General features: G+C 57.6%; 13 protein-coding genes. 11 read left to right on the plus strand and 2 right to left on the minus strand.

Features of this window, described 5'->3' with window-relative positions; genetic code table 11:
* Positions 1–11 precede the first annotated feature (11 nt).
* From V7M64_RS00395 to V7M64_RS00420, 6 genes are all read left to right on the plus strand, one after another.
* Entirely contained in the window at positions 12–596 is a 585-nt protein-coding gene (locus tag V7M64_RS00395; protein ID WP_333676233.1) for a hypothetical protein, read from the plus strand.
* Between the two features lie 168 nt (positions 597–764).
* Complete coding sequence (locus V7M64_RS00400; protein WP_333676234.1) at positions 765–1,052, plus strand: PAAR domain-containing protein; 288 nt, start codon at positions 765–767, stop codon at positions 1,050–1,052.
* A gap of 57 nt (positions 1,053–1,109) precedes the next feature.
* A complete protein-coding gene (locus V7M64_RS00405; RefSeq protein ID WP_333676235.1) occupies positions 1,110–1,370 on the plus strand; it encodes a hypothetical protein in 261 nt (86 codons plus the stop codon).
* 256 nt (positions 1,371–1,626) lie between these two features.
* Positions 1,627–2,028 (plus strand): DUF6795 domain-containing protein, encoded by a 402-nt coding sequence (locus tag V7M64_RS00410; protein ID WP_333676236.1) that lies wholly within the window; start codon positions 1,627–1,629, stop codon positions 2,026–2,028.
* Between the two features lie 39 nt (positions 2,029–2,067).
* A complete protein-coding gene (locus tag V7M64_RS00415) occupies positions 2,068–3,228 on the plus strand; it encodes a lipase family protein (RefSeq protein WP_333676237.1) in 1,161 nt (386 codons plus the stop codon).
* 16 nt (positions 3,229–3,244) lie between these two features.
* Entirely contained in the window at positions 3,245–4,612 is a 1,368-nt protein-coding gene (locus V7M64_RS00420; protein ID WP_333676239.1) for a tetratricopeptide repeat protein, read from the plus strand.
* Positions 4,613–4,678: 66 nt separating this feature from the next.
* Here V7M64_RS00420 and V7M64_RS00425 read toward each other — a convergent pair whose 3' ends face one another.
* Positions 4,679–5,206, minus strand: coding sequence for a hypothetical protein (locus V7M64_RS00425; RefSeq protein WP_333676240.1), 528 nt, complete (start codon positions 5,204–5,206; stop codon positions 4,679–4,681).
* Positions 5,207–5,247: 41 nt separating this feature from the next.
* On the minus strand, positions 5,248–5,769 hold the full coding sequence (locus tag V7M64_RS00430) for a hypothetical protein (protein ID WP_333676241.1): 522 nt from the start codon (positions 5,767–5,769) through the stop codon (positions 5,248–5,250).
* A 321-nt stretch (positions 5,770–6,090) separates the two neighbouring features.
* Here V7M64_RS00430 and V7M64_RS00435 point away from each other — a divergent pair, with 321 nt between their 5' ends.
* The 5 genes from V7M64_RS00435 (at position 6,091) to tssI (ending at position 12,062) form a co-directional block, all read left to right on the plus strand.
* The gene (locus V7M64_RS00435) at positions 6,091–6,927 is read left to right on the plus strand and encodes a glycoside hydrolase family protein (RefSeq protein ID WP_333676242.1); all 837 of its coding nucleotides are present in this window, start codon (positions 6,091–6,093) and stop codon (positions 6,925–6,927) included.
* Between the two features lie 22 nt (positions 6,928–6,949).
* Positions 6,950–7,762: a lysozyme inhibitor LprI family protein gene (locus tag V7M64_RS00440; RefSeq protein ID WP_333676243.1), complete on the plus strand. Its 813-nt coding sequence runs from the start codon at positions 6,950–6,952 to the stop codon at positions 7,760–7,762.
* Between the two features lie 203 nt (positions 7,763–7,965).
* Positions 7,966–9,222, plus strand: a complete 1,257-nt coding sequence (locus V7M64_RS00445; RefSeq protein ID WP_333676244.1) for a DUF6861 domain-containing protein — start codon at positions 7,966–7,968, stop codon at positions 9,220–9,222.
* A gap of 9 nt (positions 9,223–9,231) precedes the next feature.
* Entirely contained in the window at positions 9,232–9,654 is a 423-nt protein-coding gene (locus V7M64_RS00450) for a hypothetical protein (RefSeq protein ID WP_333676245.1), read from the plus strand.
* 446 nt (positions 9,655–10,100) lie between these two features.
* Positions 10,101–12,062 carry a type VI secretion system tip protein TssI/VgrG gene (tssI, locus tag V7M64_RS00455; RefSeq protein WP_333676246.1) on the plus strand — a complete coding sequence of 654 codons (1,962 nt, stop codon included), beginning with the start codon at positions 10,101–10,103 and terminating at the stop codon, positions 12,060–12,062.
* Positions 12,063–12,193 lie beyond the last annotated feature (131 nt).

The raw sequence follows: 12,193 nt of genomic DNA on the forward strand, positions 1-12,193 counted from the left end.
GCGTTTTTTTCATGAACGGCAATAATGCGAAATTCAAAGCCGATCCCGAAAAGTTTCTGAAAAACACGGGTATTCTGTGCTCGAAGATGGTCAGGAACTCGCAGGTCGACGGCTTCAAGGATATCCAAGGTCACGATGCGGTGGAGTTCGACCTGGTGCCCAAGGGGCGGTTTGTGGAATTGACCATCCTTGGTGCGGTGGGCAGCTATGCCAAGACCAAGCGTCGAGGCAGCCCGATCGTTGGGCATTTTCTGCACTGGAATGGGCAGACCGCATCTTCCGGTTCTGGCAGCTTTGGCAGCATCGATCTGTCCAGCTGCACGGCAGATTACATATTCACCGCCCCATTTACCGGCTGCCGCTTCGTGATGACACGAGATGGCGGTGTTCTTCGTGCCTACCATGAGCCGACACAGGACAACGTGACCGTCAACTACAGCGGTAGCGTGCTCTTGACGCTTGGGCCGGATTACGACGCAGGTGACGGCGTATCGGGCAATGGTGTCATCGTGCGCCGCCCAGGCGGCTGGAAAGCGATCGTCAGCACCATGGTTTTCGGGGCGACATCGGCGGCGGTCCAGAGCGGCGATGTTTAGTTCAGGCTCAAAAGGGCAGTGATCACCTTGCAGGAAAGACGATCTTGAAGAAGGGATGGCTATTTGCCGAAAAGCGAGATCGCCATTGACCATCATTGCGGCCTCCGCCGCTGATGGAAAGTAAGTTGTCCGAAGACATTATCGTTACCAGCGTTTGGAGTACCCCCCATGCAACCCGCAGCCCGCCTTGCCGACATGCACACCTGTCCGATGACTACCGGGCCAGTGCCCCACGTTGGCGGCCCGATATCCGGCCCCGGTGCGCCAACCGTATTGATCGGTGGCATGCCGGTGGCATGCGTTGGCGACATGGCGGTTTGCGTGGGGCCACCGGATGCGATCGCGATGGGCTCGCCGAAGGTGTTGGCGGGCGGCCGGCCGGTCGCGCGCATGGGAGACAGCACTGTCCATGGCGGCGTGATCGTGCTGGGGTGCTTCAAGGTGATGATCGGCTAAGACGTGGCAAGCCATGTGGAGTTCGCGGCGGGACAAGGGGTGAGGCGAAGAATGCATGTGAAGCCGTGGCTGATTTACCTGTTGATTGCCTGTATCGGTCTGTTGCCGATACTACTTGCCATGCTGGCGAGTGCCCTGGCCAATTGGGCGAAGTGTGAGTTGAACGAGGCAAACGTTGGGCCGTGCGTCATTGCAGGCAGGGATGTGGGAAATGTGCTTTACGGTATGTTCGTGTGCGGTTGGTTCTCATTGATAATCATGCCTGCCGCCGGCCTCGCTGCATTGGTTTATTCGATTTACTTGCTGGTGAAACGCTAGGAGGTTCTGATCTATTCCACGTACCACTCACCACATTGATTCATATTGTTAGGGTGGCGGTTGTAATGTTCTTGTTGTCAGGTTGGCGGGATGGGTCCACGGCAGGCCTCTCTCACCGTTGAATCTGTGTTTCCAAACACTAGTGAGCAAAGGGCGAAGTGCGATGCGCAAACAGTGGGTCATATCGCGTTCGGTCTGCAAGGTTTTGCTTATCGTTCTGGTATTTTTGTTGTCTGGCTTATCTGAGGGATGTGCGATGGGTGCGTTCGATCGTCTGGTTCTGATTTCCGAAGTACATGGCACCGTCTTGAAGGACGGCAAGCCGGTGGAAGGCGCCGAGCTGACCGAAAAGGTGGTGTGGTCGGACAATGAGAACGAAATTCCGCCGCAGCAGACCGTCACCGATGCCAAGGGTGCGTTTGGGTTTCCGGCCATCGAGCGCAAGGCCGGCTTGCTGCGACTGGTTCCCGCCCAGCCGACGATCCAGCAAACCATCACGATCAAGTACCAGGGCGTTGAGTACACCGCCTGGCTGCATGGCAAGACTTCTTACAACGCCAATACGGAGCTCGACGGCAAGCCCATCAATCTGGTTTGTGAATTGACTCGCCAGCCGGATTACGAGGGCAAGCACTACGGCATTTGCAAAGCCGTGTAAGACGCGGCTCCTTCATTTTTTCAGGGGATTACGATGGCCATGGAACTTTCTCCGATTCAGGCGGCCGAGATTGCCGACAGTACTTACCAGGTGCGCCTGAGTTCGAACATGCGGTTTGCCGAGGCGGCGGCGCCAACTGCGCGCGAGGCTTTCGACATCGGCGGGGGCACCCATGTGGTTGGCAGCACCGGCATGGGTGTGATCGAACAGCAGACGGGCTTCGGCTACGTGGCGTGGGGAAAGGCGGCCCGCCAGGGCGAATGTCTCGTCACCGTGCGCGGTACGCATCCCAAGAGCGGCTACGACTGGCTGAGCAACGTGCGCATGGGCGGTATCATCGGGCCCAGCGGCTATATCGTGCACACCGGGTTCTGGCGCGCGGCGCAATCGGTGTTGCCGCAGATCCTGCAACAGTTGCGCGGACGCAACCCTTCGGCATTGCACATTGTCGGCCATAGCCTGGGCGGCGCGATGGCCACCTTGATCGCAGACAGCCTGAGTGGCATCGGTTGCGGCGTGCGGCTATATACGTTCGGCGCGCCGCGTAGCGGTTTGGAGGGGCATGCCGAATATCTCTCCGGCCGATTGGGCGAGCAGAACATTTACCGTTGCTATCACGATACCGACCCGGTGCCCATGGTGCCGATCTTTCCGTATTTCCATGTGCCATACGGCAGCAATGCGTATCGCCTGAAAGGCCCTGGCAAGTTGGTCAGCATCGAGGCGCACTCCATGCCCGATGCGTACGAAAAAACGGTGGCGGGCTGCTCCTGGTCTTCATTGCCGGTCATCTTGCCCAAGCACAGCAGCTTCGAGAAAGCGAGCGAATGGCTTGCCGATGCGGCGAAGGATAGCGGCCCCTTCATCATGCGCTCGGCCGCTGCACTGCAATTGATCTTGTCCGCCCTGGACTGGATCGTAAAGCAGGTGAGCAATACGCCGCGCAACGTGTTGGGGGTGGGTTTGTTCGCGGGTACGACCGTACTCGATACTCTTGCGCGCCTGCTCTACAGCGGCGTGCTGCAATCGATTCGCCTTGGCGAGGCTGTCCGCAACTTGATGTCTGCGGTCATGCGGTTTATGGGGCGCGTCGTTGCTTCAACGGTCCAGATGACGGTGGGGTTCATCGAGTACGTACTTGGCTTGCTGTTCCGCTTCCTGTCGGCGATAGCAAGGCGTGCGTTGGACATGTTCTCCTAAGAACGGGGTCATGGGCATGAAGCGAGATTCTGCGCATATGTCGGCTCGTCGGTCTGCGGTTGCTGCGGCGGCGACGGACTATCGCGTCGCGCTGAACCAGGCCATGCAATCCCATCAGGCCGGCGACCTGGACACGGCCGAGCGCCTGTACCGCGATGTGCTGGAACGGCGCGCCGGCCAGCCTGATGCCATGCACTACCTCGGCGTCCTTTGTCATCAGCAGGGACGCAGTGACGAAGGCGTGCGCCTGATCGAAGCGGCGCTGAAGATCACGCCCAAGCACCCGGATGCGCACAACAACCTCGGCAATATCCATAAGGAATGCGGACGGCTGCGCGATGCCGAGCGTAGCTATCGCAAGGCGCTGGAATGCGGCCCGCAGCATTACAACGCGCAGAACAATCTGGCCGTGGTGCTGGAAGCGCAGGAGCGGCTGGAAGAGGCATTCGAGGCATACGCCAAGCTGCTGCAGCAGGCGCCGAAGTTTGCGCAAGGGTATTACTTGATGGGCATGTTCCTGCGCAATCATGCGCAGAGCAGGGAGCACGTCGAGCAGTCGGTGGAATGTTTTCGCACGGCATATCAATTGAACCCGCGTAATGTACGGGCGCTCGAATCGCTGGGCATGTCCTTGTACGCCCTGCATCGGCTGGAAGAGGCGGCGCAGGTTTATCGCGATTGGCTGGCGCGCGAACCGGAGCATCCGGTGCCGCGGCATATGCTGGCGGCTTGTGGCGCCGCGGAGGCCCCGTCGCGTGCGGCTGATGACTACGTGCGTGAAGTGTTCGATGCCTTCGCCGAGAGCTTCGACGAACAGCTGTTGAAGAATCTGAACTATCGCGCGCCGCAAGTCCTTGCGGAGGCGTTAGGTGGCGTGTTGCCAGGCGTCGTAGGCGCTCTCGATATCCTGGATGCTGGCTGCGGTACCGGGCTTTGCGCGCCATGGCTGCGTCCTTATGCCAAGCAACTGGTGGGCGTGGATCTTTCCGGCGGCATGGTCGACAAGGCGCGCGCGCGCGGCGGCTATGACGGGCTTGAGGTGGCGGAACTTACTGCCTATTTGCAGGCGCACCCGGATACCTACGACGTCGTGTTTTCCGCTGACACGCTGGTGTATTTCGGCGAACTGCGGGACGTGCTGGATGCCTCGCACGCTGCATTGCGTCCAGGCGGCTGGGTGGCGTTCACGGTGGAAGCTGCCGAGGGTGAAGACGACAGCGTCGTCCTTTCGCCCAGTGGCCGTTATCAGCACACGCGTGGTTACGTGGAACGTGTGTTGGCATCGACGGGTTTTTCGCACATCAGTATTCGCACGGACACCTTACGCAAAGAGGGTGGCCAGCCGGTGATGGGGTGGGTGGTGTTGGCGCAGCGCACACATTGAACAGCATGGTTCGTGATCAAACGTTGCAATCGACGCGATAACCGTGCACTGATTGACCAGGCAGGTTCAGGGTTGGTGGCAACCGTCCTCCACGCCGCCGTTTAGAAGATCGTCTGGATCACATTTCAAGTGTTTGCCGACCTCGTCCAGATCGCCTTGAACTTTTCCAGCGCAAACCACCTTGTGCTCGATTTGGTCTTTGCCTTGTGCAATGACGCCGGTATAACGGCTTCCATGAGTGTGGTGTAGATCGAATACTTGATAGCGGTAACCGCCGTGGGTGAAATTTAGATCAGAACTGTTGTCGTTGTCGTCGATTTGTCGAGCGTACAACATGCTGGAGGTTCCCTTCGACGCGTCTGCGGGGTAACGCAGTTCGACTTTGGACGGCCGCCCAAAACGGTACTGCAAGGCATTTGGCAGTGCGCCACATACGCTGATTATCTTGTGGTTTTCTGTCTCACAGCTCAGGTAGGTCTTTTCACTGGCAGCGCACAAAGTAGCCGACGAGGGGGCGTCAGCCGCGAGGGAAGAGCCGCTTGCCAAGGGGGCCAGAACCATTAAAAGAACGAATGCCGAGTTGAGTTTTTGCATGATCGAGACGGGTTGGTGGGCTATAAAAATGGAAAGAGGGTTCAGCGGTGGCAGCTATCAGGAACGCTGCTGTCGTTGAGAGCGTTGTCTGGATCACATTTCAAAAACTTGCCAGGCTTAACCAAATCCCCTTCCACAGGTTCCTTGCATTTTATTTCGTGTTCGACGGCATCACTGCCAGTGACGCGGACCCCGGCGCTGCGGCTGCCGTCGCCCTCGTCGTAGTCGAATACGGTGTAGTTGTAGTTGTCGTGATCAAACACCACTTCTGTGTAGTTGGTTCTAAAGCGGAAATAATAGGTGTAGCGCATCAGCTTGGTACCGTCCTTGGCGCGGGCAGGGTATTGCAGTTCGACTTTGCCGGGGCTGCCGAAGCGATACTGAAGCGCATTGGGCAACGCGCCGCACAGGCTGATGATTTTGTGATGGGTGGTGTTGCAGCTGTAATAGGTTTTTTCCGGAGGGCGGCAGAGCGAGCCTCGGGGAGGCTGCTGAGCCATTCCTGCGGAGGCGCAGCAGAGCAGGGCAAGCAAGGCTGGTTTGCGAGCGGAGGCGTAGTGCATGGGCTGGATGAGCGGATGGGTGGCTTGGGGCGCCGTAAAGTGGACGATTTATTTTGTTCTGGTCAATTCGGCATAGGCGTCGCTAAGTTTTTAGCGTATATAGGCTTTTTCCGATCTTTTAATTTTCTTGTTTGGTGTCGTCGGACCCTTGTAGAGAGCTGCCGCCGCGTTCCAGTCTTTTTCTGGTGGGCAGCCTGTGTCTCGAAGTGTGGTGGATAAAGTGACCAAATGCTTCAATATGGACGACAATCCGATCGCATCATGGCCGAGACTGGGGTTGCGCACTATGCTAGCCAATCCGATGTAAGGAGGGAGGACATCGTGGCGAATTACAACAAACCTTTTCCGACGGTTGCTGATGCGATTCCAATGCTAACCCCCTGGCAAGCCCAGCCATCTCTCTTCACTGTGGATGCTCCCTTCCAAATGCTGGCGGCGCCTTGGGAACAGGGTTACGGCCCTTCCGATCTCACCTGCTATTCGCTGCCGCTTCCATTCGTGCCGCAGCGCGAACCGAAGATTGATCCAAAGCTTGGTACGCTGTCGCCGATGGGGTGGCGATTTATCTATGTCCATGAGCGATGGAAGGGCAAATCCAACCATCTGCATTGGCCCGGTGGATCAAGCGGCATCACCTTGGGCCCAGGCTATGACATGAAGGCCAGATCGGCCGATGGCGTCACCGCAGACATGAAGGCCATCGGCTTATCCGACACCATCGCAAAAAACATCGCGCAAGCTGCGGGTATGGCCATTGGCAAGATGATTGGCGGGAAGACGCTAACCAAAGCTGACATGGAAAATTACCCCACCGATCATAAAGGCGACGTTGACTTGACTGAAAAACAGGAGATGGCGCTGCTGAAACACATTGGCGGCCACTACGAGAGCATGGTGCGCAGCGCATTGAAAATTCCGTTAGCACAGCATGAGTTCGATGCCCTGGTCAGTTTTGCGTACAACCCTGCAGGCCGCTGGCATCGCCTGTCACATCTGTTGAATGCTGGCAAGGTCGCTGAAGCCATGCAGACCATCAGGGCCGGCAATACTAGTGGAGGAAAGGTCAGCAAAGGGTTGACACATCGTCGTACCGATGAGGTTACGCTTTTCATGCAGGGCAAATATGAGATGAATGGCCAACCTATTTCCTTGTCGTAAGAGCAACGTCGAGGCTACACGCTTGCAAAACGCTTCTCGCTTATTATTGGTCTGGCTGGTTTTCCTCTGTACGCTCGTGCCTTGTCGTGCGTCAGATCTTCCCAGCGCATTGCTCGGCCGCTGGCAAGTGGTCGAGGTACATACCAACGACAATGTGACATTCAAAACGCATTACGTCTGGAACGATGCAAGATTGCGTTGGCGCATCTTCAATTTTTCCAACACCCGGTTGAGCGACGATACGTCGGACTCAGGAGCCTGCGAAGCGCCAATGGCGACGGTAACGAGCATGCCATTGCGGAAACTTATGGACGACAGCTTGGCGCATCCCGATGGCGACGATGCCGATTCGCACCCAACGCCGGAAGCCTATGATTTGAAGGCATCGCCAAACGAGCAAGTGGAGGTCATGAGCATCCATTGCAAAGACAGGTTATGGCAAGGCGACCTGGGTACGGGCAAGGGAATGATGGGTGCGTGGATGTATCTCACTCACACGGGGCAACTGGTTGTACGCTGGCGCGATGAGACCTTGCTTGTTCTTGATCGCCTACCTGCCGACGCCAGGCCACAGGCCTCATTCGATTGCGCTAAAGCAAGCTCGGCCGCCGAGAAAACCATCTGTAGCTCGCTGCAACTTGCATCCTTTGACCGCAGCGTGAATTGGTCTTACAAGGTTGCGCGTGATGGCATCAAGGATACCGATTACAGTCCAGCGCAGCTGGCTGACAGCCAGCGCGCCTGGCTACACAAACGCGACGCCTGCGGTGCGAATGCACCATGTCTGCTGACGGCTATGAAGCAGCGATTGGAGGAATTGGCTTCTTATCCCTAATTGCAGACGTTGGTGGCCCCAGCCGTGTTGGCCTGCATGGCGACGAGGATGCTAAAGCAGCCTGGTTCATGACGGCCTACGTGGGGCGCACCATGCATGGTTAGGGGCCCATGAGCATGCTAATGTTGCGCCCGTAACGGGGTGACGACTCTGGCGTTTGGTTTGGGTAATGCGCTTTCAACAGGGCGCAAAAGGGGAAAGGGATGTCCGACGGGGGACGGGATGGCTTTTGGAGTTCGCTGCAGCGGGCTGAGCATCGCTTTGAAGCCGAAGCCACGGAAACGGAGCGCAAACTCTATCGAACGGTCTATGGCTACAAGAGTCGCGTTATGCGCTTGCGTTCGGCCTTGGCCAAGTCCGGCCCGATCGCGTTCCAGACCGTAACCTCGAAGCTGGAAGGCATCAAACTGGATGCCATCTGGGGCATTTTGTTCTCCGCCGTGCGAGACATGGCGCTCTACTACGGTGGAAGTGTCGTGCTCGGCACGGCGATCGGCGCCGGCTTGGGTTCTCTGGCCTTTGGCGTCGGCGCGATACCCGGCGCTGCCATCGGTGCCGAAGCAGGGAATGTAGTGGGTGAATGGGTCCTGATGTATCTCGGCCTGAAGATGCTGGCCGAAGGATTGGTCAACACCATTCCACCCGCGCTGCGCCTTTACGTACAAGGCTTTCGCATTGCATGGGGGCCGACGGAGAAAGATCGGCCCGACGCTCGCTATAGCGCGGACTATCACCACGGCGAGGACATGGCGGCGCACCGCTTCGCCGACGGACATGTGTTGATGATCATGGCCATACTGATCGCGATAGTGGCCTACCTCACTCGCGGCAAAAGCGAAGAAGCGCTGATGCAGGCAGTCCGTAAAAGCGAACGCTTGGGCGTCAAGATGGCGGACTGGTTGGCGGACAATAAGGAGAGGTTGCTGAAGGAGGAGCGCTTGCGGCCGAAGGCGCAGATGCGGGCATCTTCACAAGACTGTGCCGATGAGTCATCAAGCAATGCGTCCAGAGGATCTCCTAGGCCAAAATCCTCTGCTCCCGAAACGCCTCCTAAGCCAACAGTTATGTCTCCTGCGGAGACGGCTCGAAGTTGGCAAGGTAGTGGTTCATATCCAGGTGTCGACGCATGGTCAGACACAAAACTGGCCAAAGGGACTTACGTGGTCGGTGCTGCCCCAGGGCAATCTGAGTTCTACACAACGCTAGATGGATTCAATGCTACGGATGGTACCGCAGAAGACTATTATCAAAATTTGCAGATAGGACCCAACACAACGAATCCAAATTATCCACCGTATAGAAGCGGAGTGACTATCTACCAGGTCAACACGGATAATGTGCCGGCCGCCATGGGTAACGCGCTGGCGAATCCTCAGTTTGGTCCAGGAGGCGCGCCTCAGTTGTTCATTCCGGGCTACAAGGATGCGCTCACTCCTGTTTACTCGATACCATTTAAATGAGGACTATCAGTGTCTGGCTTATTTGACATCACCAATGGGGCGGTCAGCCTTGATTCGAAGCTGACTTTTCTAACGGGTATGACGCTGCAGGACGTCGAGTTGCAAGGCGTGAAATTTGTCCGCGAAATCGATATGAAAACCGGTTGGGTATTCCGCACTGCGGGTCCCTATGCGATCTCTGGTCAAGACGCTTATCTTTCTCTGGGTTTCGAAAACGACAAGCTTCAAAGAATTGCTTTTTCGTTTGCCTCCGAGGAGGGTGATGACCCTAGAAGGCTACATGAGAAGCATGATCGCCTTTTGTCGCGGGAACTCGGGCGGCCTTCTGAAAAAAATGAGCGCAATACAATTTATCGTTACCCCTGGGGTGAGATTACATCTGAGATTGATCCCCGTGGGGGTTCCTGTCAGATTTTGGTACGTTGGGCTTGAGCGAATTTTTCAAGGGCATTGACTATGGGCAAAGCGAATTGGAACTGAAGGAGCTGCAGCGACCAATGGTCGAACGATCCAACCCTGGGCTGCCTGGTTGTCGACTTTCCCTTGCAGTAAACATAGAGAACTAAGTGCCTATTCCCCGAGTCTCAGCCGCCAGGGTCGGTATTGAGACACGCTAAATATTTCAAATTTCTTAAGCCCGCGACGAAGCCCCGGCCCCTCGGGAACACTCCGCAAACCAAGTGCCCCAAGTCGCACTTTTCGTTAAAAAAATCGCTGGATTAAGACGCGCCACTAGGCGAAACTTTACCCCTCGGGGGGATAGGGGAGTCAAGGCAGGTTCCACCCGCTGCGCGTCGGTTTCGGTGCGCGGGGCCCCTCGGACATGAGTGCACCATGGAAACGTATAGGGCCGAGCAGGCTCCGAGGAGATTCGCATCATGACCGCCCAGACCACCATTTCTTCCGCCAGCGTCAGCGGCTTGCTGTTCCGCAGCATGACTGCCGATGAGCATCTGGGGCGGCTGTTCTCCTTTTACGTGCAGTTCGAGAGCCAGGACCCCAACATCGACCTCAGCGCCATCCTGGGCTCGCCAATGACGGTGAAGGTCGCCACGGAGGATGGTTTCACGCGCTACTTCAACGGCATCGTAAATGAGGCGCAGCAGACCGGCGTGGAGACGGTGGACAACCTGGTTTACGCGCAGTATGGCGTGCGGTTGGTGCCCAAGCCCTGGCTGCTGGGGCAGAAGGTCGATTGCCGCATCTATACCGACATGACGGTGCCCGACATCGTGAAGTCGGTGCTGAGCGACGCCGGCTATACCGATGTGAAAGTGAGCCTCAGCGGCAATTACACCTCGCGCGAATATTGCGTGCAATATCGCGAGGATTGCCTCAATTTCATCAGCCGCCTGATGGAACAGGAAGGCATCTATTACTTTTTCACGCACGATGACAGCAAGCACACCATGGTGCTGGCCGATAGCGTGAGCGCACATGCGGTGGGCAAGAACTTTGCGCGCGTGCCATATCTGAGCAACAGCGACAGCGTATTGCGCCGCGAGGCCACCATTACGGCCTGGGCGTCGGCACGTGGCATGGATTCGGCCAAGTATCAGCTCATCGATTACGACCCGATGGCCCCCAAGACCTCGCTGCTGTCCACCGGCACCAGCGACGGCCATGGTACGGCAGGTACCAATGGCATGGTGGCGTTCGATTTCCCAGGTGCGCACAAAGTTGCGGACGTCGGGCAGCATTTTGCGCAGGTGCGCGCCGAGGCGCTGACGGTGGCGCGCTCGCACTACACCGCTACAACCATGGCCCCCGGTGTAGAGATCGGTGGGCTGTTTACGATGACTGATTACCCGCGGCAGGCGTTTAACCGCGAATACCTGATCGTTGGCACCACCATCCATCTGGCAGGTGCGGCGGCTGCCTCTGGCGGCGGCGACAGTGAGCCGTCGTTCCAGTGCAGCTTTGAAGCCATCGAAAGCAGCCAGGTCTTCCGCACGTTGCCGACCGCGGTAAAACCCACGATCGTGGGCCTGCAAACCGCCATCGTCTGCGGCAGCAAGACCGACGAAGACATCGCGGTGGACGAGCATGGCCGCGTGCAGGTCACCTTCCACTGGAACAAACCGGACAAACCCAACGCCAAGAGCTCCTGCCCGGTGCGCGTGGCCACCCCGTGGGCCGGCAAGAACTGGGGCGCCATCAGCATCCCGCGCGTGGGCCAGGAAGTGGTGGTGAGCTTCCTGGAAGGCGATCCGGATCGCCCGCTGATCATCGGCAGCGTCTACAACGGCGACAACACCGTGCCCTACAGCCTGCCGGACAACAAGACGCAAAGCGGCATCAAGAGCCGCAGCCTGCTGGGCGGCGCGGCGGATTTCAACGAGCTGCGTTTCGAAGACAAGAAGGGCAGTGAAGATTTTTTCATGCATGCGCAGAAAGACATGCACGAAGAGGTGGAAAACGATCACGTGGTGACCATCGACCACGACGAAACCGTCACCATCAAGAACGATCGCCACCACACCATCAACAACAACGACACGCAGGACGTGGGCAAGGTGTTCAAGCTCACGGCCGGGCAGGAGATTCAGCTGGTCACCGGCTCGTCGAGTATCATCTTGAAGAGCACGGGCGAGATCCAGATCACCGGCATCAACGTCACCATTACCGGCAATTCGTCGGTGAAGGTGGAAGGCCAGGTGCAGGTGGGCATCAAGGCGGGTGCCACCATGGACATCGGCGCGGGGGCCAGTTTGAAGGTGCACTCGGATGCGATGCTGGACGTGGAAGGCGGTGCGTCCACCAGCATCAAGGGGGCGATGGTGACGGCCAGCGGCGATGCGATGACGCAGGTGTCGGGTGGGATCATCATGATTGGGTGACACGATTTGCTCCCTCTCTATAAGGAGGGAGCACACTTACTCCCTCTCCCCTGCGGGGAGAGGGCTGGGGTGAGGGGAGGATCTCGCGGAAGAGTTTGTTCTGTGCAGGATTGAAGCCGAACTTGCACGTA

The organism is Dyella sp. (assembly GCF_036746095.1).
Taxonomy (GTDB): domain Bacteria; phylum Pseudomonadota; class Gammaproteobacteria; order Xanthomonadales; family Rhodanobacteraceae; genus Dyella_B.